This is a genomic window from Saccharopolyspora rosea (assembly GCF_025643595.1).
Classification (GTDB): Bacteria; Actinomycetota; Actinomycetes; order Mycobacteriales; family Pseudonocardiaceae; genus Saccharopolyspora; species Saccharopolyspora rosea.
In genome coordinates this window covers 1,655,464-1,678,702 of the sequence record NZ_CP102826.1, presented here as the reverse complement: position 1 = coordinate 1,678,702, position 23,239 = coordinate 1,655,464, and the positions used below count along the sequence as shown (strand labels likewise).

Annotated in this window: 21 protein-coding genes; 10 read left to right on the top strand and 11 right to left on the bottom strand. The window is 73.7% G+C overall.

Annotated elements, in window-relative coordinates; genetic code table 11:
• Positions 1-22: 22 nt before the first annotated feature.
• Genes NV263_RS08210 through NV263_RS08200 form a run of 3 tightly spaced genes read right to left on the bottom strand, consistent with a single transcriptional unit; the run spans position 23 to position 3,592 of the window.
• Positions 23-2,194, bottom strand: a complete 2,172-nt coding sequence (locus NV263_RS08210) for a xanthine dehydrogenase family protein molybdopterin-binding subunit (RefSeq protein ID WP_263251964.1) — start codon at positions 2,192-2,194, stop codon at positions 23-25.
• On the bottom strand, positions 2,194-3,153 hold the full coding sequence (locus NV263_RS08205) for an FAD binding domain-containing protein (protein ID WP_263251963.1): 960 nt from the start codon (positions 3,151-3,153) through the stop codon (positions 2,194-2,196). Before NV263_RS08205 ends, NV263_RS08210 begins: the two co-directional genes overlap by 1 nt.
• Positions 3,140-3,592 carry a (2Fe-2S)-binding protein gene (locus NV263_RS08200; RefSeq protein ID WP_263251962.1) on the bottom strand — a complete coding sequence of 151 codons (453 nt, stop codon included), beginning with the start codon at positions 3,590-3,592 and terminating at the stop codon, positions 3,140-3,142. Before NV263_RS08200 ends, NV263_RS08205 begins: the two co-directional genes overlap by 14 nt.
• A 226-nt stretch (positions 3,593-3,818) precedes the next feature.
• On the opposite strand from NV263_RS08200, the gene NV263_RS08195 reads away from it, so the two are divergent.
• Positions 3,819-4,388 (top strand): TetR/AcrR family transcriptional regulator, encoded by a 570-nt coding sequence (locus tag NV263_RS08195; RefSeq protein WP_263251961.1) that lies wholly within the window; start codon positions 3,819-3,821, stop codon positions 4,386-4,388.
• A 31-nt stretch (positions 4,389-4,419) separates the two neighbouring features.
• On the opposite strand, the gene NV263_RS08190 is transcribed toward NV263_RS08195, so the two are convergent.
• Complete coding sequence (locus NV263_RS08190; RefSeq protein WP_263251960.1) at positions 4,420-5,322, bottom strand: serine hydrolase; 903 nt, start codon at positions 5,320-5,322, stop codon at positions 4,420-4,422.
• Positions 5,319-6,203 (bottom strand): LysR family transcriptional regulator, encoded by an 885-nt coding sequence (locus NV263_RS08185; protein WP_263251959.1) that lies wholly within the window; start codon positions 6,201-6,203, stop codon positions 5,319-5,321. Before NV263_RS08185 ends, NV263_RS08190 begins: the two co-directional genes overlap by 4 nt.
• Before the next feature lie 109 nt (positions 6,204-6,312).
• Between NV263_RS08185 and bla the strand changes: the two genes are divergently transcribed.
• Complete coding sequence (gene bla, locus NV263_RS08180; protein ID WP_263251958.1) at positions 6,313-7,227, top strand: class A beta-lactamase; 915 nt, start codon at positions 6,313-6,315, stop codon at positions 7,225-7,227.
• 148 nt (positions 7,228-7,375) lie between these two features.
• On the opposite strand, the gene NV263_RS08175 is transcribed toward bla, so the two are convergent.
• Both NV263_RS08175 and NV263_RS08170 read right to left on the bottom strand, forming a co-directional pair.
• Positions 7,376-8,206: a metal-dependent hydrolase gene (locus NV263_RS08175; protein ID WP_263251957.1), complete on the bottom strand. Its 831-nt coding sequence runs from the start codon at positions 8,204-8,206 to the stop codon at positions 7,376-7,378.
• Positions 8,207-8,429: 223 nt separating this feature from the next.
• Positions 8,430-9,938 (bottom strand): PucR family transcriptional regulator, encoded by a 1,509-nt coding sequence (locus NV263_RS08170; protein WP_263251956.1) that lies wholly within the window; start codon positions 9,936-9,938, stop codon positions 8,430-8,432.
• 123 nt (positions 9,939-10,061) lie between these two features.
• On the opposite strand from NV263_RS08170, the gene NV263_RS08165 reads away from it, so the two are divergent.
• The 4 genes from NV263_RS08165 (at position 10,062) to NV263_RS08150 (ending at position 17,444) form a co-directional block, all read left to right on the top strand.
• A complete protein-coding gene (locus NV263_RS08165) occupies positions 10,062-11,366 on the top strand; it encodes an MFS transporter (RefSeq protein WP_263251955.1) in 1,305 nt (434 codons plus the stop codon).
• Positions 11,363-12,925, top strand: coding sequence for a zinc-binding metallopeptidase family protein (locus NV263_RS08160; protein ID WP_263251954.1), 1,563 nt, complete (start codon positions 11,363-11,365; stop codon positions 12,923-12,925). Before NV263_RS08165 ends, NV263_RS08160 begins: the two co-directional genes overlap by 4 nt.
• Before the next feature lie 17 nt (positions 12,926-12,942).
• Positions 12,943-14,565, top strand: coding sequence for an amidohydrolase (locus NV263_RS08155; RefSeq protein ID WP_263251953.1), 1,623 nt, complete (start codon positions 12,943-12,945; stop codon positions 14,563-14,565).
• A 164-nt stretch (positions 14,566-14,729) separates the two neighbouring features.
• Complete coding sequence (locus tag NV263_RS08150; RefSeq protein WP_263251952.1) at positions 14,730-17,444, top strand: sensor domain-containing protein; 2,715 nt, start codon at positions 14,730-14,732, stop codon at positions 17,442-17,444.
• Positions 17,445-17,452: 8 nt separating this feature from the next.
• Here the strand turns inward: NV263_RS08150 and NV263_RS08145 are convergent, their stop codons facing one another.
• The 3 genes from NV263_RS08145 to NV263_RS08135 form a co-directional block, all read right to left on the bottom strand.
• Positions 17,453-17,773, bottom strand: a complete 321-nt coding sequence (locus NV263_RS08145) for a hypothetical protein (RefSeq protein WP_263251951.1) — start codon at positions 17,771-17,773, stop codon at positions 17,453-17,455.
• An 82-nt stretch (positions 17,774-17,855) separates the two neighbouring features.
• Positions 17,856-18,278 carry a pyridoxamine 5'-phosphate oxidase family protein gene (locus tag NV263_RS08140; protein WP_263251950.1) on the bottom strand — a complete coding sequence of 141 codons (423 nt, stop codon included), beginning with the start codon at positions 18,276-18,278 and terminating at the stop codon, positions 17,856-17,858.
• Between the two features lie 92 nt (positions 18,279-18,370).
• On the bottom strand, positions 18,371-18,820 hold the full coding sequence (locus NV263_RS08135; RefSeq protein WP_263251949.1) for a MarR family winged helix-turn-helix transcriptional regulator: 450 nt from the start codon (positions 18,818-18,820) through the stop codon (positions 18,371-18,373).
• Positions 18,821-19,034: 214 nt separating this feature from the next.
• On the opposite strand from NV263_RS08135, the gene pcaH reads away from it, so the two are divergent.
• The 4 genes from pcaH (at position 19,035) to NV263_RS08115 (ending at position 21,956) form a co-directional block, all read left to right on the top strand.
• Positions 19,035-19,802: a protocatechuate 3,4-dioxygenase subunit beta gene (pcaH, locus tag NV263_RS08130; RefSeq protein WP_263251948.1), complete on the top strand. Its 768-nt coding sequence runs from the start codon at positions 19,035-19,037 to the stop codon at positions 19,800-19,802.
• Positions 19,802-20,383 carry a protocatechuate 3,4-dioxygenase subunit alpha gene (gene pcaG / locus NV263_RS08125; RefSeq protein ID WP_263251947.1) on the top strand — a complete coding sequence of 194 codons (582 nt, stop codon included), beginning with the start codon at positions 19,802-19,804 and terminating at the stop codon, positions 20,381-20,383. The genes pcaH and pcaG overlap by 1 nt, the downstream gene beginning before the upstream one ends.
• Positions 20,384-21,082: 699 nt before the next feature.
• A complete protein-coding gene (locus NV263_RS08120) occupies positions 21,083-21,244 on the top strand; it encodes a hypothetical protein (RefSeq protein ID WP_263251946.1) in 162 nt (53 codons plus the stop codon).
• Between the two features lie 85 nt (positions 21,245-21,329).
• A complete protein-coding gene (locus tag NV263_RS08115) occupies positions 21,330-21,956 on the top strand; it encodes a class F sortase (protein ID WP_317630407.1) in 627 nt (208 codons plus the stop codon).
• Here the strand turns inward: NV263_RS08115 and NV263_RS08110 are convergent.
• Complete coding sequence (locus NV263_RS08110; RefSeq protein ID WP_263251945.1) at positions 21,907-23,163, bottom strand: NAD(P)/FAD-dependent oxidoreductase; 1,257 nt, start codon at positions 23,161-23,163, stop codon at positions 21,907-21,909. The genes NV263_RS08115 and NV263_RS08110 overlap by 50 nt on opposite strands.
• Positions 23,164-23,239 lie beyond the last annotated feature (76 nt).

Sequence of the window (23,239 nt, the reverse complement as noted above, 5' to 3'; positions counted from 1 at the left end):
CGGCTGGTGATGCCCGCGGGTGTCAGCTGTCCAGCAGGTCCTCGATCGTGATCGGGATCCGGCGGACGCGGATGCCGGTGGCGTTGTGCACGGCGTTGGCGACGGCCGCCGCCATGCCCACCGTGCCGATCTCGCCGAGTCCTTTCGCGCCGACGTCGTTGTGCAGCGTGTCCGGGTGCTCGACGAAGTGGACGTCGACATCGGGGATGTCCGCGTTCACCGGGATCAGGTAGCCCGCGAAGTCGCCGTTGGCGAACCGGCCGTTCGCCTCGATCTCCAGACCCTCGTGCAGCGCGGCCGACACGCCCCAGATCATGCCGCCGATGAGCTGGCTGCGAGCCGCCGTCGGGTTGATGATCCGGCCGGCGTCGAACACGCCGAGCATCCGGGACACCCGGATCTCGCGCGTCCACCGGTGCACGCGGACCTCGCAGAACTGGGCGCCGAACGAGCTGAACGAGTGCTTGGTCAACTCCTCGCCGGGCGCCGACGAGCCGATCGCGGAGATCTCCGTGCGGCCCAGCGCCCGCAGGACCTCGCCGAAGGTCATCGTCCGGCCGTCGGCCAGCACCCTACCTTCCGCGTACGAGACCTCCCTGCCCTCGAACGGCGCCCCGGGCGAGGACGCCAGGGCCAGCAGGTCGTCGATCACCTTCGCCGCGGCGACCATGGTCGCCGTCCCCGCGCTCGCCGTGGCGGTCGAACCACCGGACATCCCGCCCGGGGGCAACGCCGAATCACCCAGCCGCGGCGTGACCCGGTCCGGCGTGATGTCCAACGACTCGGCGCCGACCAGCGAAAGCACGGTCAGCAGACCGGTTCCCGGGTCCGCCCCGCCGGTGGCGACCTCGGCCGTGCCGTCCGCCCGCAGCGCGACCTCGACGGAGGCCGGGAACCGCAGTGCGGGGAACATCGCGGTGGCCGTGCCGAGCCCCACGAGCCAGTCGCCTTCGGTGCGACCGCGCGGCGAGCGGTGCGCCCAGCCGAACCGGTCCGCGCCGATGCGGAAGCACTCGTCGAGGTGCTTGCTCGACCACTGGAGGTCCTTGCCGGGCGGCGCGGTCGAGTTGTTCCGCATGCGCAGCTGGATCGGGTCCATGTCCAGCGCGACCGCGAGTTCGTCGATCGCGCTCTCCAACGCGAAGGACCCGGGCGCCTCGCCCGGCGCTCGCATGAACGTGCCCGGCGGGACGTTCAGCGGCACCATCTTCTGGCTGATGGCCAGGTTCGGGGTGGCGTACCACTCGCGCGACGTGCCGTGCGAGGTCGGTTCGACGAAGGACCGGTCCACCGACGTGCTGCTCCACGAGTCGTGGCGCAGCGCGACCAGGGTGCCGTCCTGGTCCGCGCCGAGGGCGATCCGCTGCACCGTGGCGGGCCGGTTCGCCGTCGCGGTGAAGACCTGCTCGCGGCTGAGCACGGCCTTGACCGGGCGGCCGAGGGCCCGGGACGCGGCCGCCGCCAGGAACGCCGGTGCGGACGTGCGGCCCTTGCCGCCGAAGGCGCCGCCCACGAAGGGGTTCACCGCGTGGACCGACGACGGATCCACGTCCAGCGCGGAGGCGAGCTCCGCCGCCTGGAGGTAGGCCGCCTGGTTCCCGCTGTGGACCGTGAGACCGTCGGAGTCCCACACCGCGACCGCGGAATGCGGCTCCATCGCGGCGTGGTTCTGCGTCGCGGTGGTGTACGTCTGCTCGACGACCACCGGGCTCGCCGCCAGAGCGTCCTCAATGGACTCCACATCGGAGTCGAGGACTTCGAGCGACGGTTCAGCGCCCCGGGGCTGCGGCGCGTCCTCGGCCGTGGAAAGCCCGTCCCGCAACGAGGTCCGCGCCGGGCGCGGGCGGTACGACACGTCGATGAGCGACGCCGCGTCCCGGGCCTGCTCGAAGGTCTCCGCCACCACGAAGCCGATCGGCTGGCCGTAGTAGGTGACTTCGGTGTCCTGCAACGGAACCCAGGTCTCGCCGAACAGCGGCGAGCTCGCCGGGCGCAGCTCCAACGGGTCGAACGGCGTGTACACACCGAGCACGCCGGGGGCGCTCTTGGCCGCCGTGACGTCCATGCCCTCGATCTCGCCGTGCGCGATCGTGCTGAGCACGACGTACCCGTGGACCATGCCGGGGAAGTTGTGGTCCGCCCCGTACTTGGCCCGTCCGGTGACTTTCGCCGGACCGTCCAGCCGACTGGTCATCACCGGCTCCCCTCGGTCAGTTCGAGCAGCGCGCGGACGACGGTCCGCCGCAGCAAGGGCACTTTGAAACCGTTCGCCGCCAACGGCCTGGCACCGTCGGCCGCCGCGGAGGCGGCCTCGTCGAAGGACTCCGGCGTGACGGGCGCGCCGCGCAGCGCCTCCTCCACCGCGGTGAGCCGCCACGGCACGGTCGCCACCCCGCCGACCGCCACCCGGGCGTCGACGACGTGCGCGTCCCCGATCTCCAGCGCGACCGCCGCGGAGCACAGCGCGAACTCGTAGGACTGCCGGTCCCGCACCTTGACGTAGGTCGAACGCGACGCCCAGTCCAGCCTCGGGACCAGGATCTCGGCGATCAGCTCACCGGGGCGCAGATCGTTGTCCACCCCGGGCGTCTCGCCCGGCAGGCGGTAGAAGTCCGCCAGCTTGACGGTGCGCTCACCGCCGTCGCTGACCAGCCGGACCTCGGCGTCGAGCGCGACGAGGGCCACCGCCAGATCGCTGGCGTGCGTGGCCACGCACGCCTCGCTCGTGCCCAGCACGGCGTGCATCCGGTTGTTCCCGGAGATCGCGGGGCAACCGCTGCCCGGTTCCCGCTTGTTGCACGGCATGGCGACATCGCGGAAGTAGGTGCACCGGGTGCGCTGCAACAGGTTCCCGCCGATGCTGGCCATGTTCCGCAGCTGCTGGGACGCGCTCTGCAGCAGGGCGCGGGAGATGGCCGGGTACACCCCGGGGTGCGCGGCGACGTCGCTCATCCGCTCCAGCGCGCCGATCCGCAGGCCGTCGCGGGTGTCGATGCCGCGCAGCGGCAACCCGTTGATGTCCACGACGTGCTGCGGGGTCAGCACGTCGAGCTTCATCAGGTCGACCAGCGTCGTCCCGCCGGCCAGGAAGGTGCCGGGCTCGGCGACAGCGGCTTGCACCGTCGCCGGTTCGGTGAGTTCAAAGGGACGCATCAGCCTGCCTCGCTTGTTCGACCGCCGCGACGATGTTCGGATAGGCCGCGCAGCGGCACAGGTTGCCGGACATGAATTCCCGGACGTCCTCGACGTCCTGGCGGACCGCGGCGACAGCCGACATGATCTGACCGGACGTGCAGAACCCGCACTGGAGGGCGTCCTGGTCGACGAACGCCTGCTGGACCGGGTGCAACCGGTCCCCGTCGGACAGCCCCTCCACCGTGGTCACCGGCTGCCGCACGGTGGCGGCCAGGGTGAGGCAGGACAGCACGGGCCTGCCGCCGACGTGCACCGTGCAGGCACCGCACTGCCCTCGGTCGCAGCCCTTCTTCGGGCCGGTGATGTCGAGGCGTTCGCGCAGCGCGTCCAGCAGCGTCACCCCGGGGTCGACGCTGAGTTGTCGTGTCGTGCCGTTGATTTCGAGTGAGATGTCCACTGGGTCTCTTTCCCGCAGATCGCCCGCGTAGCAGCCTGACGGCGTGGCATGGTGGTGGTCGGTGTCGGGGCCACCGCCGAGACGAACCGGATAATCATCCACTTCGACGGTCGCCACGCTAGCGGATAGGAATCCGCTCCGCAACGAATCACTCCCGCGCCGCTCCGGCCCCGGCGGGTTCGTGCATTACATTCAGGGCGGACCAGGCGGCGAACCGGGAGGGGCCATGACGACGGGCGCGGTCAACCCCCGGCGCGCGGACACCCGGCGCAACCACGAGCGCATCCTGGCCGCGGCGGCGGAGCCGCTGGCCTGCTCGGGCGAGGTCTCGTTCAACGCCATCGCGAAGCGGGCCGGTGTCGGGGTCGGCACGGTCTACCGGCACTTCCCCACCCCGGAAGCGCTCATCCTGGCCGTCTACCAGCGCGAGGTGCGCCACCTCGTCGACGTGGTGCCGGAACTGCTCGCGACGCACCCGCCGGAACGGGCCTTCCGGGTGTGGACCACCGACCACCTGGCGCACTACATGATGACCAAACGCGGCCTGGCCAAAGCCCTCCGCGCCGCGACGGCGTCCTGCGGAGAACTGCCCGCGAGCGCCCACGAGGCCCTGATCGGCGCGATCGCCGCACTGCTGGACGCCAACGTCGAGGCCGGAACCGTCCGCGCCGACCTGGAACCGGAAACGGTGCTGCGCGGGCTGAGCGGTCTGCTGCACCTCGACCCGAGCGACGACTGGCGCGACCAGGCCGAGAAGCTCGCCGATCTCGTGTGGCGAGGCATGCGCCGGGACTGACCGGCCGGACCCCCTCGCGTCCACAACGGACTCACCGGTAGCGCAGGTGGTCGCGCAGGGTTCGGGCCACGCGCGCCATGAGCACCTCGGCTTCGGGCTGAGTCGCCGCGGGCACGCGGGATTCGGTGAGGACCGCGATGGCGAACGCGTCGCCGTCGGCGTGTTCGACGACCCCTGCCTCGTGCCGCAGGTTGAGCAGCGTGCCGGTCTTCGACGACCAGGTGGCGGCGTCGGAGCTGAAGTCGGGCGCCAACCGCTGCCGCAGGAGGTTGTGGGCCATCAGGTCGCGCACCCGCTCGGCGACCCACGGGTCGATCCGGGAGGGGGTCCACAGCGCGTGCAGCAGGTCGACGAAGGCGCGCGCCGACCCGGCGTTGGCGCGCGTGACGTCGAGCTGGGGGATGTGGTGCCCGCGCCCCGCGGTGCCCGCGCCGATGGCCAGCGAGTGCGCGAGGGGGACCTCGTCGGCGTCGAGGCGCTGTGCCGGGGTGTCGGTGAGGTCGCGCATGGGACGCCGGGCGGTGATGCCGTGGAGGCCCCACCGGCGCAGCGTCCGGGTGACCTCGACAGGCGGGGTGAGCTCGAACAGCGCGTCGGCAGCGGCGTTGTCGCTGATCGACACGCACAGGTACAGCAGGTCGTCGACGGCGATGCGGGCGGGATGCCGGAAGCGGGTCACCCCCGTCGGCCCCGGCGCGGTGATCCGCCCGGGCTGCACCTCCACCGCGGTGGAGCCGTCGAGTTCACCGCGCCGGATGCGGTCCAGGGTGACCGCGGCCAGCGGGACCTTGACCAGCGAGGCGATGGGCAGCTCCTGGTCCTGGTCGATGCCGAGCTCCTCGCCGGAACGCAGATCGCGCACCAGGAACGACCCGCCCAGCCCGCCGTCGTCGAGTTCGCCGCGCAGATCCCGGATCAGGGCTTCGACGTTCACCCGCTCTCCTCACTCCCGGCTCCCAGGCATTGTGCGATGGCCGACCACAGCGGTGCCCGCAGGCGTTCGACGTCGTCGCCGAAGGCCGCGGTGATCTCGAAACCGCGGGCGAGGTCGATCTCGCCGAGCGGCCGCCAGTGCAGCCCGAGCTCGCGGGCCTGCTGCGGGGAGCACAGCAGCAGGTCCGCCGAGCCGAGCACCTCGGCGACCGCCGCGGTGACCGCGTCGGCCGCGACCACCTGGGCCGGCGGCAGCCCCACCGCGTCGCGCAGGCGGGTCAGCCGGTCGCGGATGTGCGGCACGTCGTCCTCGGGCTGGATCCAGACCCGTCGGCGCGGCGTCCGGCCCGACCGGCCGACGCGCAGGCTCTCCAGGTAGACCGCGCCCGGGCCCAGCGCGGCGGCACCGGCCACCCCCAGCGGCACCCGCCAGGCCCCGTCCTCTGGCGGCACCGCGGCCAGCGCGGCGCGCACGTCGTGGCGGCGGACCAGCTCGGCGCGTTCGGCGGGCGCCGCCGGGCGGAACTCCAGGAACACCTCGTGGCTGCGCGCTTCGGAGTCGAGTTCGGCCAGCGCGCGCGTGGTGCACGTCTCGGGCACGGCGATCCGCATCGGCCGGCGACGGGCCCGCCGGGCGTCCTGCTCCAGCGCCTCGGCCAACTGCACCAGGCGCCTGGCCGCCGGGAGCACCTCCCGGCCGAACGGGGTCAGGGCGGCCCGCCGGGTGGAGCGGTCGAACAGCCGACCGCCGAGATGCCGTTCCAGCGCGGCGATCCGCCGACTGGCCACCGACTGCGGGATGCGCGCGGCCGCGGCGCCACGGGTGAAGCTGCCCGTGTCGCTCACGCCCACGAACGCACGGCAGCCGGCGATGAGGTCCACCACCTCACCTTATGCGATTTCGGCATCAAACCTCCTACCGGTGTCTTGGACAGCATGACCGGGGGCTCGCAAGACTTCGCGCACCGACCGAATCCGGAAAGGACGACAGATGCCGATCCCGAGGCACACCCTGCGCGCCGCGCTCGCCGCCGCGACCGTTCTCGCACTGACCGGCTGCGCTCCCGGCGACACCGCGACCCGGCCCGCGGCAGCGGGTCAGCAGCAGGCCCTGACGGCGGATCAGGGGCGAAACCGCGCGTTCGAGGACCTCGAAGGGCGATTCGACGCGCGCCTGGGCGTCTACGCCGTGGACACCGCCACCGGTCGCCAGGTCGCGCACCGGGGCGACGAGCGGTTCGCCTACGCCTCCACCTACAAGGCGCTGGCCGCCGCCGCGGTGCTCCAGCGCAACTCCATCCCGTCGCTGGACCGGACCGTCCGGTACGACGCGCACGACCTGGTGGCCCACTCGCCGATCACCGAAAAGCACGTCGACACCGGGATGACGCTGCGCGAGATCATCGACGCGGCCCTCCGCTACAGCGACAACACCGCGGGCAACCTGCTGTTCCGCGAGCTGGGCGGCCCGGCGGGCTTCACCGCGGCGCTGCGCGCCATCGGCGACACGACCACGCACGCCGACCGGGTGGAAACCGAGCTCAACAACACCTCCCCCGGCGACCTCCGGGACACCAGCACACCCCGCGCGCTGGCCACCAGCCTGCGGGCTTTCGCCCTCGGCACCGCGCTGCCCCCGGACAAGCAGGCCATCCTCACCGAGGCGATGCGCGGCAACACCACCGGAGACACCCTGATCCGCGCGGGAGCGCCCGCCGGGTGGCAGGTCGGCGACAAGTCCGGCGGTGGCGACTACGCCACCCGCAACGACATCGCCGTCCTCTGGCCACCGCACCGCGAGCCGGTCGTCGTCGCGATCACGTCGGACCGCCGGACCGCGGACGCGAAGTACGACGACCAGCTGATCGCCCAGGCCGCCTCGGCCGCCCTCGACGCCTTGCGGTGACGGGCGTTTCACGACGGGCCTGCGCAGGTCGAAGGCGGGACCGCGGCAAGCGGACCACCGGCGTCAGCACGCACGCCCACCGGCGCACCTCCAGCTGACGCGGCCCCACCATCGTCCACAGTGGCCCGTCGTGGACCGCCCGGAGCCGTCAGGCGCGCATCCCGGCCAGGTGTGCGAGATCCGGCAGCAACAGCCATGCGACGGCCAGCAGGCAGACGACCTCGATGACCCGCTCGATCCGCTTGCCCGACGGCGATCCGACCCGCCACCGCAGCGCTTCGGGCAGCACGTGCGACCGGCGCCAGCGCGCACCCGGACACCCGGACCCGCAGCGACCGCAGGAGCGGCGCAACGGCCAGCACCACGGGATCCCCGAGCGGGTCGCCGAATCGCCCGCCGAATGGACGATCATGCCGATCGCGATGGTCGCGCCCGCGTACCAGCCGAGCTGGTCCACCGCACCGGACGCGCTGAGCACCGCCGTGACGAGAACGGCCGCGAGCAGCGCCGGCACGTCCCGGTGGGTGCGGAGGTTCCGCCGCACCCAGCCGGGCCCCGAACGCGACAGCGCGCCGATCCCCGGCGCGAGCACCAGCACCAGGACCACGGCGGTGATCCACGGCGAGATCAGGGCGCCGCACGCGACGAGCAGGCCGAGCCCGACCGCGAACAGCGGCGTGTGCACCAGCCCGCGGTGTTCGCGTTCACCGGGCGGGTCGTGCGGGAGCCGGGTGCTCCGGTACGCCGCCCTGGCCAGCGCTTGCAGGGCCTCGCCCACCAGACCGGTGGCGGGACCGGCGGAGCGGTACGCGGTCGCGCCGTCCGCGTCCAGGTCCGGCAGCAGCGCCGCGCCCGCACCGAGCAGCGCCCCGACCGCCGTGCCCGCGGCGCCGAGCTCGGCGCCGGTCAGCCCACCGATCGCCGACGACGTCAGCGCCCCCGCCAGCGCTCCCGTGCAGGCGTGACCCCCGGCTCGCATCCCGACGCTCCTCCGCTCTCGTCGACTCCTCCGGTGGGAAAGATGTCCACAAGCCCGCGGGTTCCGGCTACCGCCGGACGAATGAACCGGGCGTCGCGAGCACCGAACGGAGCAACGTTCGTCCTCTGTGGACGCACTGCCGCCGGGGACCGGTCCGCTGCGGCGGAAAGCGCCGTGGCCGACGCGCACCAGCGGACGCGCCCCGCGCACCGGGCGGCGCGGCTCATCCCTCGTCGGCGAGGGTGAGCGCGAGCCACAGCTGCAACCGGGTGCGCGGGTCGTCCAGCGGACGGCCCACCGCGCGTTCGGCGGTCCGCAGCCGGGTGCGCAGGGTGTTGCGGTGGATGCCGAGGACCTGCGCCGCGGACTCCAGGTTGCCGTCCCGGTCGAGGACCGCGCGCAGGCACGCCGCCAGGGTGGGCACCGTCGCGGTGTCGGCCGCGCGCAGCGGCGCGAGCACCGTCTCGGTGAAGCGGGCGGTGCCGTCCGGATCGAGCGCGTCCCGGAGCAGCCGCCACGCGCCCACGTCGTCGGCGTCGTGGTACCCGGGTCCGCGCCGGGCGCGGGCCGCCCGCAGCGCGGCGCGCGGGACCTCGGTCCGGCTGAGCGCGTGCGCGGAACCGGCCGCGCACGGTTTTCCGAGCACAGTGGACAGACGTGCGGTGAGCCGCTCGCCGAGCGGCTGCTCCCGTCCCGGCAGCACGACGACGAGACCCTGCGGGCGCGGGCAGACCACGGCCCGCTCCGCCGATTCCACATCACCGACCACATCGGACAGTTCGTCGAGCACGTGCGGGACGAGGTCGCCCGCCGAGCGGTCCGGGTGCGCGAGCACCGCGACCTCCAGCGGCGGCGGGGGCAGCGGGCACAGCTGCTCGCACCGCTGCCACAGCGGTCCGGTACCGGCGGTGTCGTCGAGCATGAGGGAGAACACCGCGCTGCGGTGCCGGTGCGTGGCGACGCGGGCCGAGCGCACCCCGGCGAGGCCGACGCCGATCAGCGTGGCGGCGTGGTTGGTCAGCAGGCGGGTGTGCGGCACGGCGGGGCGCGGGCAGGCCAGCGCGAGCCACCCGCCCGCCGAACCCAGGCTCTGCAGGTGCACGTCCCACTCGCCGTGGCTGAGGCCGATGGCACCGCGGGAACCCGCCGCCCGGTCCGCGGCCGCGACCGCGTGCCAGTCGCGCTCCGGCGTGCTGGCCGCCCGCACCGTCCCGGCCGCGTCCAGCAGCAGGGCCTCGCCGGCGGTCGCGGCGGCCAGTTCCCGCAGCACGCCCGCGTGGCCGGTGCGCAGCGCGGCCCGCGCCATCGCGTCCTGACCGGCCAGCGCGAGCCGTTCGTGCCGGGAGCGTTCCTCGGCGTGCCGGCGGGCGACCGCTTCGGCCACGGCGAGGAACGGCGTGGTCCCGACGACCGCGATCACCGGTAGCCCCAGTTCCTCGGCGGTGCCGAGGACGGCGGGCGGCAGCTCGTCCAGCACCTCGCCCGCGGCGAACCCGAGGGCCGCGCACCCCGCGTCGACCAGCCTGCGGACGTAGGCGCGCTGGCCCGCGGCGTCGCTGGGGATGCCGAGCCCGATGGTGAGGACGAGTTCCCCGCCGCGCAGCCAGGGCACCGGGTCGGCGAGTTCGATGACGTGCGCCCACCGCACCTGCCGGTCCAGGCCGCCGTCGCCGGTGAGCAGTCGCAGCTGAAGGTCCGGCAGGTCGAGGACGTCGGCGACCGTCAGCGCCACGGCGAGCCCCCTCGTCGAGTGCGGTTCGCACAATTCGGGACGGCGGGAGTGTACGTCGTGCACGGGGTGCAGCGGGGTGGCCGCTCCTACCGTGCTGGCAACTCGCCTGATGCGGAGGTCAGCATGGATCTGGAGAGATCGCGGACGGCGCGGCGCGCGGCGCTCGGTGCGTTCGTCGGCACCACGATCGAGTGGTACGACTTCTACGTCTACGCCACGGCGGCATCGCTGGTGCTCGGCGAGTTGTTCTTCCCCTCGTCGGACCGGCTGACCGGCGTGATGGCCTCGTTCGCCATCTTCGCCGTCGGGTTCTTCGCCCGGCCGCTGGGCGGCGTCCTGTTCGGGCACTTCGGCGACCGGGTCGGCCGCAAGGCCACCCTGGTCACCACGCTGCTCATGATGGGCGCGGTGACGGTCGCCGTGGGGCTGCTGCCGACCTACTCCAGCATCGGGATCGCCGCCCCCGTCCTGCTGGTGGTGCTGCGGGTCGTGCAGGGCCTGGCGGTCGGCGGCGAGTGGGGCGGTGCCGCGCTCATCGCGGTCGAGCACGCCCCGCCCGAGCGCCGGACGTTCTACGGCGCGTTCCCGCAGATCGGCAACTCGGCCGGAGCGCTGCTGGCCACCGGCGCCTTCAGCGCCGTGTCGCTGCTCGGGGACCCCGCGCTGCACGCCTGGGCGTGGCGGCTGCCGTTCCTGGTCTCGGCCGTGCTGATCGTCGTCGGCCTGCTGATCCGGCTGCGCGTCGAGGAGTCCCCGGAGTTCGAAGCGGTGCGGGAGCGGCAGCACGAGCGCCCCGCCCCGGTGCTGGCCGCGCTGCGCGGCTCGTGGCGGTCGGTGCTGCTGGGCATCGGCCTGCTGCCGGTCGCCGTGGGCGGCTACTACATCGTCACGACGTTCCTGCTGGCCTACGCCACGGGCCCGGACGTCGGGGTGCCGTCGGAGACGGTGCTCACCGCGCTCACCGCCGCCGCGTTCGTCGAACTGGTCGCGACGCTGGCCGCGTCGTGGCTGGGCGACCGCGTCGGTCCCCGCCGGGTGCTGATCGGCGGTCTGGTGGCGGTCGCGGTGCTCGCCGCCCCGCAGTTCCTGGTGGTCCCGACCCGCAACGCGGCGCTGATCGTGCTGATGATCCTGCTGATGCGGCTGGGCATGTCCGGCACCTACGGTCCGCTGCCGACGATCCTCGCCGGGATGTTCCCGGTCGAGGCGCGCTACACCGGGGTGTCGCTGTCCTACCAGGTCGCGGGCGCCGTCTTCGGCGGCCTGTCGCCGATCGCGGCCACCGCGCTGCTCGGGGCGGCCGGCAACCCGTGGCCGGTGGTCGTGCTGCTCGTGGCGATGTGCCTGGTGGCCATCGGGTGCACGGCCCGGGCCCCGCACGCGGGCACCGCGGCGGCGCGGACCGCGCGGGAAGGGGTGTCGGCGTGACCGACGTGGTCCGCGACGCGCACCAGCGGGTCCGCGCGGCGATGCCCGAGTTGCTCGACTGGCACAGCACGATCTGGAACCTCGCCGAACCGGCGTGGCGGGAGTACGAGTCGGCCGACTGGTACGTGCGCCGCCTGCGCGCCGAGGGTTTCGAGGTGGAGGCGGGCAGCGGCGGCATGCCGACCGCGTTCTGCGCCGAGTGGCGCAACGGGCCCGGCCCCACGGTGCTCACCTACGCCGAGTACGACGCGGTCCCCGGCAACTGCCAGGCCGCCGACGTCCGCCCCGGATCGCGTCCCGGCCTGTCCCGGTTCGCTCCCGGGCACACGGACCCGCACTCGGCCCTCGGCATCGCCACCCTCGGGGCCCTGCTGGCGACCAAGGCGGTGATGCAGCGGCACGGCATCGGCGGCACGCTCCGCTACACCGGCGAGCCGGCGGAGAAGGTCCAGGGCTCCAAGGTCGTGCACGGCCTGCGCGGCTACTACGACGGGGTGGACGCGATCGTCAGCTTCCACCCGCACTACCTCCTGCCGCTGTGCAACACGGTCCGGTGGGACACGCACTGCGGCGCCTACTACAGCCGCGTCTACACCTTCACCTGCGCCGATCCCCAGCTCTGGGGATCGGCCGGCGGCGAGAGCCCCATCCCCGCCTCGCACTCGGCGGCGCGGGCGCCGGGCGCGAACGCCGCGCTGGTGGCGATGTACCAGCTGACGAAGAACAGCCAGGACGCGATGGCCCCGGCCTTCGGCGGCTGGTCGCTGTCGGAGGCGGTCCTGTCCGCGGGCCACGCCACCGCGGACAACCTCCCCGCTCCGCTGGCCCAGATCCAGTACTCGTGGCGCTGCCCGGACCTGGCCACCGCCGAGCAGGTGCTGCGGGTGCTGGACGCGAACGCCCGCGCCGCCGCGTCGGCCGCGCACTGCGCGCTGAGCACCCGGTGGGTCGCGCGCAACCGGCCCGGCCTGGCCAACCACGCGATGGCCGAGGCCGGGTGGCGGAACCTGCGCCGGACCGGTGCGCCGCGCTTCGGTCCCGAGGCGGTGGAGCGGGCGCGCGCGATCCAGGCGACCCTGGGCCGGACCCCGGACGAGCGGCCGTTCCAGGCGGAGTGCGAACGGTTGATCGACCCGCGCGAAGCCGAACGCCTGCTGCGCCGGGTCATCCCGCCCGAGCAGCGCAACTGGACCTCCGACGACTACGTCGAGATGACCCGGTACGCGCCCACGGCACGGCTGTACGTGGCCCGGCCCGCGCTGGCCGCGGGCGGCGAGCCGCTCCCGCCGTGGGTGATGAACGCGCTGGGCGGGATGCCCGCGACGATCGGCCCGACCATCGACGTCGCGGCACGTGCGGTCGCGGGCAGCCTGCTCGACCTGCTGTGCGACCGCGAGGTGCTGGCCGCCGCGCGCGCCGAGTTCGAGCGGCGCACCGCCGAGGACCCCGCGCCACCGCTGCTGCCCGCGGACTTCCACCCGCCGATCGACCTGCCCTGGCCGGAGTACGTCACCACCGCCCGCGGACGCGACTGGTGCGTCCCGGCCGGTGATTTCTGAACCACATCGAGGAGAGCATGTCCGACACCACCCTGTTCCGCGGAGGTCCGATCCACACCGGCGCCGGCGGCCCGGTGGAGGCGTTGCTGGTGCGCGACGGTCGCGTCGCGGCCGCCGGCACCCTCGCACGGTGCCGCGACGCGGCCACCGCGGCGCCGCGCGAGATCGACCTCGAAGGCCGCGCGCTGCTGCCGGGTTTCGTCGACCCGCACGTGCACGTCCTGCTCACGGGATACGCCGTCGCGGCCGCCGACCTGTCCGGGGCGCGCAGCGTGGCCGAGATCGTCGAGGCGCTGCGCGCGCAGGCCCGGCGCAACCCGGACGCCGCGGTCATCTCCGGCTACGGCTACGATCAGTCCAAATTGGACGAACGCAGGCATCCTTCGCGGTACGACCTGGACCGGGTGGACGATCCGCGCCCGGTGCACATCCAGCACGCCAGCGGCCACGGTTACGCGGTCAACTCCGCCGCGCTGCGGCGGTGCGGGATCACCGCCGGGACGCCGACCCCACCGGGCGGCCGGATCGACCGCTCCCCCTCCGGCGAGCCGCTGGGCACGCTCTTCGACGCCGCCTGCGACCTGCTCACCGGTCCGGACGGGGTCAAGACGGGCAACCACGGCCCGAACTTCCACCTGCCGCTGACCCCGCAGGAGGAGCGGCAGCTGTTCGACCTCGGCCAGCGGGCCATGCTGCGGGCGGGCATCACCACGATCTGCGACGCGCAGGTCACGTCCCGGGAGATGGCCGCGTACCTGTCGGCCCGCGACGAGGACCGGCTGCGCCTGCGGGTCCACATGCTCGCCCTCTCGTCCACATTGGAGCACCTGGAGGCGTTGGGCCTCGGCGCGCCGCTGGGCGACGACCGGCTGCGGCTGCACGGCGTGAAGCTCTACGCGGACGGCTCGGTGATCGCCCGCACCGCCCACCTCGGCGGCCGCGGCTGCTGCGGCGAGCCGGTGCCCGACGGGTACCTGTACCACGATCCGCACGAGTTGCAGGAGCTGATCGTGGCGGCGCACCGGCTGGGTCTGCGCGCCGCCACGCACGCCCAGGGCGAGTACCCGATCGGACTGGTGCTCGACGCGGTGGAGCGCGCCCGCGCCGAGCGCCCCAGGCCGGGGCTGGTCCACCGGATCGAGCACTGCGGCTTCCCCAGCGACCAGCAGATCGAGCGGATGGCGCGGTTGGACGTGGTGCCCGTGCCGCAACCGATGCAGGTGCACCTCTACGGCGATTCCCTGATGGGCGACTACGGCGACTACGGCGCCCGGTTCTACCCCGCCGGTTCCTTCCACCGCGCGGGCCTGCCGGTGGTGCTCAGCTCGGACGCCCCGGTGACGATGCCCAACCCGGTCGAAGCCGCGTGGGCCGCCACCAGCCGCCAGACCCTCGGCGGGGCGCTCGCCGAGGCGTCCGGCGGCCCGGGATTCGCCGTGCCGCACCGGGTCGCGCTGGCCGGGACGACCTCGGCACCGGCCGCGCTGCTCGGCAGGCGCGACATCGGCCGCCTCACCCCGGGCGCGGCGGCGGACCTGGTGCTGCTGGACGCCGACCCGACCACCGCCGAGCTCGGCGGGCTCCCCGGGATCTCGGTGCAGCAGACGTGGATCGCGGGCAGTCCGGTGTGGACGGCGTGAGCGGGCATGCCGCGGCGCTCCCCGGTGCCGACCAACCGCGGGGCCGCCCCGCGCGCACCACCCGTCACGACGTGCGCGTCCCGGACGGTTGGCGGGCGACGGCGGCGGGAACCCCGTGCACGAGCCCCGTACCGACCGGCGGGGTGCGGAATGGTGGACGGATCATGGTTGTCGATCCCGACTGCGGGTTCGCGGACGATTCCGGCTTCGACCGCGAACTGCTCGACCTGTCGCTGTCCGCGTCCGGCGCGGCGGGGTGGACCTTCGACGCCACCACCGGCGACATCACGTGGCTGGGCGACGCGGCAGCGCTGCTGGGCATGCCGGAGGCCGCGGCGGAGGACGTCCGGAGCCGCCTGCTGGAGCTCATCGAACCGCGGACCACGGGGACCGCGCTGCGCCCGGAGCTGCACCTCGAACGCCCCGTGACCACGACGGGAGGGAGCACCCGCACCGTGCGGCTGCAGGCGCGCCCGCTGCGCCGCGGCCGCGTGCTGGTGGGGTTGATCCGGGACGTGACCCGGCAGCGGCGCGACCAGGCGGCCTTCGCCGACCTCGCCGACCGGTACCGGTTGCTCGTCGAGCTGAGCCCGGACGCGATCTGCGTGCACCAGAACGAGGTCATCCAGTACGCCAACCGCGCGATGGCCGCCATCGTGGGCGCCGACTCGCCCGACGAACTCGTCGGACGGCAGGTCACCGACTTCGTCGACTCCGCCTCGATCCCCCGGATGCGCGAGCGCATCAACGCGCTGACCACACCGGGCGCCGCGACGCGGCCGGCGCGCGCCGAGCTGCGGCGCGTCGACGGGGCCGCGGTGCCGGTCGAGCTGGTGTCGGTGCGCACGACGTGGGAGGGCCGCCCGGCGCAGCAGGTCATCGGCCGCGACATCACGACGCAGAAGGCCGCCGAGGCGGCGCTGCGCTACCAGGCCGCGCTGATCCAGCACGTCAACAACGCGATCATCGCCACCGACCGCTCGGGCAAGGTCACCAGCTGGAACCGCGCGGCGGAGGCCGTCTACGGGCACGCCCCGGAGGAGGCGCTGGGGCGGCACGTCGCCGAACTCGTCGGCGCACCGCTGGACCCGGAGTCGCTGTCGGTGCACGGGGCCACCGAGGCCGTGCACCGCCGTCGGGACGGCGCCACGCTCGTGGTCCGGGTGTCCGCCGCGCAGATGGACTCCGGGTACGTGCTGGTGTGCGCCGACGAGACCGCGCGCCGCCGGGCGGAGCAGGACTTCGCCACCGTGGTCGCCGCGCTCGACGAGGGCGTCCTGGTGATCGGCCCCGACGGCGTCGAGTCGGCCAACCCCGCCGCGCAGCGCATCCTCGGCGTCCCCGCCGAACGGATCGTCGGCTCCTCGCTCCAGGACTGGCCGCTGCACGACGAGTCCGGGGCGCCGCTGCCGTTCGACCAGCACCCGATCACGCGGGCGCAGTGGACCGGGGTGCCGGAGGACTCGCGGGTCATCCGCTTCGCCCGCCCGGACGGGCGCGCCGTGTGGCTGGCGGTCACCGCGCACGCGCTGAACCCGGAGGACCGCCCGCCGCACCTGGTCGTCGCGTCGTTCACCGACATCACCGAGAGCCGGGCCGCGCGGGAGCGCCTGGAGTACGAGGCCACGCACGACCCGCTGACCGGCCTGGCGAACCGGACGCTCGTGCTCCAGCACCTCGGACGCCCGCAGCGCACCCGCCCGATGGCCGTGCTGTTCGCCGACCTGGACCACTTCAAGATCATCAACGACTCGCTCGGCCACAGCACCGGCGACGACGTGCTCCGCGTCGTCGGGAAGCGGCTGGCGCGGACGGCTCCGCACGACGCGGTGGTGGGACGGCTGGGCGGCGACGAGTTCGTGATCGTGGTCGACGGCGAGGACGACCACGACCGGCTCGGCGCGCTGAGCCACCGCGTGCTCGGCCTGCTCACCGAACCGATCCACGTGCAGGGCAGGCAGCTGCACGTCAACGGCAGCATCGGGATCCTCGTCTCGCCGCCCGGCGACCGCCGGACCGGAGAGGAGCTGCTGCGCGACGCCGACGTGGCGATGTACCAGGCCAAGGTGCGCGGCGGCGGCCGCCACGCCTTCTTCGACGTCGAGCTGCGCGAGCGCATCCAGCGGCACATGGTCCTGGAACAGGACCTCCGCCACGCCGTGCGGTACGACGAGCTGTGGCTGGCGTACCAGCCGATCATCGAACTGCGCACCAACCACGCGGTGGCCGTGGAAGGGTTGCTGCGCTGGACGCACCCGGTGCACGGGCTCCTCTCCCCCGCGGAGTTCATCCCGCTCGCCGAGGAGAGCGACCTGATCAACTCCGTCGGCGCGCACATGATGCGCGTCGCCACCCGCCAGCTCGCCGCGGACCGCCAGCTCCGGAACCACGCGCTGCGGCTCAACGTCAACCTCTCCCCGCGCCAGCTGGAGGACCCGGACCTGCTGCCCGCGGTGCGCGACGCGCTCGCCACCTCCGGCCTGCCCCCGCGGGCGCTGTGCCTGGAGATCACCGAGAACGCGATCCCGCAGGACCCCATCGCCGCCGCGCACGTGATGCAGGCGCTGCGCGACCTGGGCGTGCGGCTGGCGATCGACGACTTCGGGACCGGCTACTCCTCGCTGGCCCAGATGCGGCGGCTGCCGATGGACGTGCTCAAGATCGACCAGTCCTTCATCAGCGACCTGCCCGACTCGGCCCAGCTGGAGGTCGTCATCAGCAGCATCGTCACGATGGCCCACGCCTTCGGCGCCGAGGTCGTGGCCGAGGGCGTGGAAACCGAGCGCCAGCTCGCGCTCGTCCGCCGCCTCGGCTGCGACCAGGCCCAGGGCCACCACATCGGCACCCCCGAGCCGATCGACCGGCTCGTCATCCCCTGACCACCCGGTCAGACGTCCACCGCGGACACCCGCTCGGCGGCCCGGCGCGCGACCTCGCGGAGCAGGTCCTGATCGCGCCCCAGGTCGCGCCCGAGATCGCGGGCCAGGTCCCGAGCCACGTCGCGCCCGAGATCGCGGGCCAGGTCCCGAGCCAGGTCGCGCCCGAGGTCCCGAGCCAGGTCGCGCCCGAGGTCCCGGGCCAGATCCCGCGCGACGTCCCCGCCGTCGACGTCGACCACCGGGTCGGCGCTCGCGGGCGTTGCGGTCGCGGACAGCAGGGCGAGCACCGCGGCGGGCGCGGCGGACGCGATCGTGCCGAGGAAGCGCACGGCGAGGACCTCCGGAACTCGACTGATTCGGACATCCCGGTCTTCGTCCGGCCTGCCCGGACACCACATCGCCCGATCGGGGTCAGATCGCCCCGAGGTCGGCGGAGAGCCAGTGCTCGGGGCGGATCCGGTAGGTCACCAGGGCGCCGAGGTCGGACGCCTCGACGTAGCCGGGCACCGCGTCGGCGGCCAGGTAGCGCCCGGCGATCCGGGCCAGTTCGGACTCGGCGGTCGGCGCGGAGCCGACCACCGGCCCCTCCACCGAGACGTAGCGGTAGGTGGGTGTCGTGCGCTGGACGAGCAGCGCCACCCGGCCCGCCGCGGCGATCAGCGCCGCCTTGGCGGAGTCGCGCCCGGTCAGGAACCGCACCTCGCCGCCGGGCGCGTACTCGTACCAGATCGGCACGTTCAGCGGCGCCCGTCCGTCTCCCCGCTCGACGGCCAGGGAGGCGACGTGCCCCTCCTCGGCGAGGAAGGACTGGCGTTCGTCGGCGGACAACGGCATGCGGACTCCTCTCCCGACGAGGCCCCCGGCACCGGCGAGGGCCGGACTCCCGACCGTAGTCCCTCGGCCCGAACCGGACCGGGCCGAGGCACTCAGCCCTCGCCCGCGGCGCGGATCTCCTCGGCGGCGTCGGCGACGCGGCGCATGAGGTCCAGCAGGACCCGGCGCTCGTCGGGCTCCAGCGGCGCCAGGAAGACCTGGTTCATCCGCGCGGTCCGCCGGGCGACGTCGCGGTGCACGTCGGCCCCTTCGGACGTCAGCCGCAGCAGGTAGCGGCGCCCGTCCCGGGGATCGCGGACCCGGCGCAGCAGTCCGCCGCGCTCCAGCCGCGTGACGACCTCGGCGATCGTGGAGCGGTCGAGACCGACCTGCTCGCCGACCGCGCGCTGGTCGAGGTCGTCGCCGGCGACCAGGGCGTTGAGCACGGCGAACTGCGGCGAGGTGATCCGCTCCGAGACCATGCTGTTCCACAGCAGGTAGTGGGCCTGCTGGAGGCGCCGGGCGAGGTGCCCGGGGTGCGTGCTCAGGTCGACCTCGGACATCGCCGCCTCCCGCCGTTTCGTCGGTGCACTGAACGATTATGGCAACCGCGACCGGCACGGTTCCGCTCGCTCCGACCTGTTGACGTCGACTCCCCGAAGTGGCACCGTGCAGAAACTAGTCAGTGCACTGACTAAATCGGGGTGCCCGGGGCGCCTCGACCCGGCACCATGACGCCGCTATCCACCAGCGGCCGGAGCGCGAAGGAGCACCGGCATGTCCGCCACCCAACGCGAGATCGACCGGGAGATCGCCGAACAGCTGGAGGCGTACGAGAAGCGCCTCGCCGGCGGCGCTCCCGCGGCCGACCACCCCGCGCGCGACTACCCGCCCTACCGCAGCAGCGCCCTGCGCCACCCGAAGCAGCCGCTGGTCGCGGTGACCGGCGACCCGGAGACCGTGGAGCTGAGCGGCCCGGTGTTCGGCCCGACCGACGTCACCGACATCGACAACGACCTCACCCGGCAGCACGCCGGCGAGCCGCTCGGCGAGCGGATGACGGTCACCGGTCGGCTGCTGGACCGCGACGGCCGCCCGGTGCGCGGCCAGCTGGTCGAGATCTGGCAGGCCAACTCCGCCGGGCGCTACGCGCACCACCGCGACCAGCACCCGGCTCCGCTGGACCCGAACTTCACCGGATTCGGCCGCACCATCACCGACGACGACGGCCGCTACAGCTTCACCACCATCCGCCCGGGCCCGTACCCGTGGCGCAACCACACCAACGCCTGGCGCCCGGCGCACATCCACTTCTCGGTGTTCGGCAACGCGTTCACCCAGCGCCTGGTGACCCAGATGTACTTCCCGAACGACCCGCTGTTCCCGTACGACCCGATCCTGCAGTCGGTCACCGACCCCTCGGCCCGGCAGCGCCTGGTCGCCCGCTACGACCACGACCTGTCCGAGCCGGAGTTCTCCCTGAAGTACCGCTGGGACATCGTGCTCGACGGACCGTCCGCCACCTGGATCGAGGAGGGCCGCTGATGTCCCGCCCGGAGCTCACCCCGTCGCAGACCGTCGGCCCGTTCTTCGGCTACGCCCTGCCGTTCCCGGACGGCGGCACGATGGCCCCGGCCGGTCACCCGGACACCGTCACCGTCCACGGGTACGTGCTGGACGGCGCGGGCGCGCCGATCCCGGACGCGCTCGTCGAGCTGTGGCAGGCCGACCCGGCGGGCGAGTTCCCGCGCGTCGGCGGGTCGATGCGGCGCAACCCGGTCGACGGCGGCTACCTGGGCCGCAACGGTGTGGACTTCACCGGATTCGGCCGCATCGCCACAGACGCCAAGGGCCGGTGGGTGGCCCGCACCCTGCTCCCCGGCGCGCGCCCCGGTCACGCGCCCCACATCAGCGTGTGCGTCTTCGCCCGTGGCCTGCTGCACCACCTGTTCACCCGGGTCTACTTCCCGGAGAACACCGAGGCCAACGCCGCCGACCCGCTGCTGTCCTCGTTGGACGCCGCGCGCCGCGGCACACTGGTGGCCACCGCGGAGCAGGACCGCACCTACCGGTTCGACATCCGGCTGCAGGGCGAGCGCGAAACGGTCTTCCTCGACTTCGGCTGATCATCGATGATCTCTTTCGAGTGATCACCCGATCGTCGGCGCGCCCACTGAGGACGATCCTCCGGCCGCCTGGTGCTCATCCTGGCACCAGGCGGTTTTTTTCGTGCTCAACGCGATCTTGTGCGGTTCGAGCACGGCCGAAGTGGACGATCGCCCGACAACGATCACGCCGCCACCGGATGATTGACTCTATCGGAGGATCATCGACCTCTCCCGCTGCCGCCACGTCTCGCGCTGCTTACGGTCGGAGCAGTTGCCGATCGGTAACGCGCACAACGATCTTCTTGTTCGTAGTGATCGATGAGGAGGGGTGTGGTGTCGTCGACAAGCGCTCGCCTCGGCGGTATTGCCGCCATGGCGCTCGGAGCAGCAATCGGCCTGGCACCCGTTGCCGGAGCCGTGGTCAATCCGGCGGCGCCGCCACCGGTGCTCGCCAATGACAAGTGCCAGGGCCCCAATTGCGGGCCCTGCGAACACTGCAAGCCCCACTGCGTGGGGGAGTTCTGCCCGCCCAAGCCGAAGCCGCCGGAACACGAGGTTCCCGCGCCGCCACCGCCGCCTCCGGCGGCACCCCCGGCTGCGCCTCCGCCCGCAGCACCTCCGGCGGCACCTCCGGCGCAGCAGCAGCCGCCGGCGCAGCAAGCGCCGACGACCAGGCCGCCGGCGCAGCAGAGGCCGCAGCAGCAGCACAAGCCGCAGGTGGCGCAGAAGCCGCACGGTGCGGTGCAGGCGGGTGGCGGTGCCACTGCGGACGACCGGTCCGACGCGCTCGGTCCGCTCGGCCTGGCCGGCGGCGCCGCGGCGACGGCCCTCGGCGGGGCGTACCTGTTCCACCGTCGGCGCGCCGCGCAGCGCAGCTGACACCCGCCCTGGAATGGGGTGGTGCGCGTTCCCGCGGAACGCGCACCACCCCATTTCGACTGTCGTGCGGCCTCGGAGGTGGCTGGTGAGAAGGTTCCTCGTCCTGGTCTGCATCGCGTGCGCGGCGGTCGCCGGGTGTTCTTCGGCTCCCCCGCGCCACGAACCGCCGCGCGCCGCCCGGCCCGCGCCGGTGGCCGCGCCGGTGACCGATCCCGGTCCGCGGGTGGAGCCCACCGCCCTGTCCATCCCGTCGGTGCGCGTCTCGTCCACGTTGGTGCCGCTGGGGCTCAACCCGGACGGGACGGTGCAGGTGCCCGACATCCACAACCCGATGCAGGCCGGGTGGTACCGGCTCGGGCCGAGCGCCGGGCAGGTCGGCCCGTTCGTGGTGCTCGGGCACGTCGACTCCTACACCGAGGCGGGCGTGTTCTACCCGCTGCGGGACCTGCGGGAGGGCGATCTCGTCCACATCGACCGGCGGGACGGCAGCCGGATCACCTACGTCGTGGACCGGATCGACCGCGTGTCCAAGGACGACTTCCCCACCGACGAGGTGTACGGCGACGTGAACCGCCCGGAGATCCGGTTGATCACCTGCGGCGGCAGTTTCGACCGCACCAAGCGCAGCTACGACGACAACGTCATCGTCTTCGGGCACGAGGTCAGCGGCACGGGTCGAGCGGGAGCAGCTCCCGCGGCGTCCGGCCGGTGACGATCAGCTCAGCGAGCAGCTTCCCGCTCAGCGGTCCCAGCGTCATGCCCCACATGCCGTGCCCGCCGGTGACGTGCAGGCCGGGTGTGGCGGTGGCACCGATCAGCGGCAGACCGTCCGATGTGACCGGTCGGGCGCCCACCCAGTGGTCCCGCGCGGAGCTCCAGTCCACTGTGGTCAGCGCTGCGGCAGCGGATTCCCGGATGGTGGCGAACTTCCGCTCATCGGCGGCCGCGTCCGGACGTTGGAACTCCATGATCCCGGTGACCCGGACGCCACCCCGGTACGGCGCGCAGGCCAGCCGCAGGCCCGGGAAGTCCACCGGTTCCGGGATCGGGTGCTCGGCGTCGACGGTGAAGCTGTAACCGCGCCCGCCGTGCACCGGGGTGCGCACCCCGTGCGCGGCGCCGAGCTCCGGCAGCCAGGCGCCGGAGGCGAGCACCGCGGCGTCGAACTGCTCGGCGTACTGCCCGTCCCTGGTGGCCAGCGAGATCTTCCCACCGTCGCGGCGGACGCCCGCCACGTCGACACCGGTCACGATCTTGCCGCCGCGCGCCCGGACGCTGTCGGCCAGCGCGGCGACGTAGGCGGGCGGGTCGATCGCGCGTTGCCCGAGCACCCGCACCCCCATCCGCATCGACGGCGCCAACATCGGCAGCTGGTCCCGCAGTTCCGACGCGGTGAGCAGTTCGACGTCCACCGCCTGGCCCGCGCCGACGACCCGGCCGATCTCGGCGGCGAAGTGCTCGGCCTCCCGCTCGGTCCGGCACGCGGCGGTGAACGGCGCGACCCGGGTGGGCGCGGCGACCCCGCCCCGCGCCAGTTCGTCGAACGCCTCCAGCGCCTGCTCGTTGAGCGGTCGGTAGGCGGCCATCCCGCGCCGCCACCGGCCGCCGGTGCAGTGCGCGACGAAGCGGGTCAGGAACCGGGCCAGATCGCGGTCGGCCCGCACCGGCACGGACACCGGGGAACGCGGGTCGGCCAGCGCCCGCACCCCGTAGCGCAGCACCGACGGCTCCGGCAGCGGGACGCTCAGCGCGGGCGTGAGCAACCCGGCGTTGCCCCACGAGGCGCCGGCCGCGACGTCGGTGCGCTCGACGACGGTGACGTCGACGCCCGCCTGCTGGAGGAACCAGGCGCAGGCCAGCCCGTTCATCCCCGCGCCCACCACGCCCACCCGGCGCGGTGCGCGGTGCCCCGCGGTCACCCGATCACTCCACAGTGGACAGTGAAGTTCTCCGCCATCACCAGACCTCCGCCGATCCGCACCCGTACCGCCGGAC

Excerpts from the sequence above, each read along its gene's own strand:
- NV263_RS08210 (WP_263251964.1), bottom strand. The coding sequence starts at position 2,194 with ATGACCAGTCGGCTGGACGGTCCGGCGAAAGTCACCGGACGGGCCAAG.
- NV263_RS08205 (WP_263251963.1), bottom strand. The coding sequence starts at position 3,153 with ATGCGTCCCTTTGAACTCACCGAACCGGCGACGGTGCAAGCCGCTGTC.
- NV263_RS08195 (WP_263251961.1), top strand. The coding sequence starts at position 3,819 with ATGACGACGGGCGCGGTCAACCCCCGGCGCGCGGACACCCGGCGCAAC.
- bla (WP_263251958.1), top strand. The coding sequence starts at position 6,313 with ATGCCGATCCCGAGGCACACCCTGCGCGCCGCGCTCGCCGCCGCGACC.
- NV263_RS08175 (WP_263251957.1), bottom strand. The coding sequence starts at position 8,206 with ATGCGAGCCGGGGGTCACGCCTGCACGGGAGCGCTGGCGGGGGCGCTG.
- NV263_RS08165 (WP_263251955.1), top strand. The coding sequence starts at position 10,062 with ATGGATCTGGAGAGATCGCGGACGGCGCGGCGCGCGGCGCTCGGTGCG.
- NV263_RS08155 (WP_263251953.1), top strand. The coding sequence starts at position 12,943 with ATGTCCGACACCACCCTGTTCCGCGGAGGTCCGATCCACACCGGCGCC.
- NV263_RS08150 (WP_263251952.1), top strand. The coding sequence starts at position 14,730 with ATGGTTGTCGATCCCGACTGCGGGTTCGCGGACGATTCCGGCTTCGAC.
- NV263_RS08140 (WP_263251950.1), bottom strand. The coding sequence starts at position 18,278 with ATGCCGTTGTCCGCCGACGAACGCCAGTCCTTCCTCGCCGAGGAGGGG.
- NV263_RS08135 (WP_263251949.1), bottom strand. The coding sequence starts at position 18,820 with ATGTCCGAGGTCGACCTGAGCACGCACCCCGGGCACCTCGCCCGGCGC.
- pcaH (WP_263251948.1), top strand. The coding sequence starts at position 19,035 with ATGTCCGCCACCCAACGCGAGATCGACCGGGAGATCGCCGAACAGCTG.
- pcaG (WP_263251947.1), top strand. The coding sequence starts at position 19,802 with ATGTCCCGCCCGGAGCTCACCCCGTCGCAGACCGTCGGCCCGTTCTTC.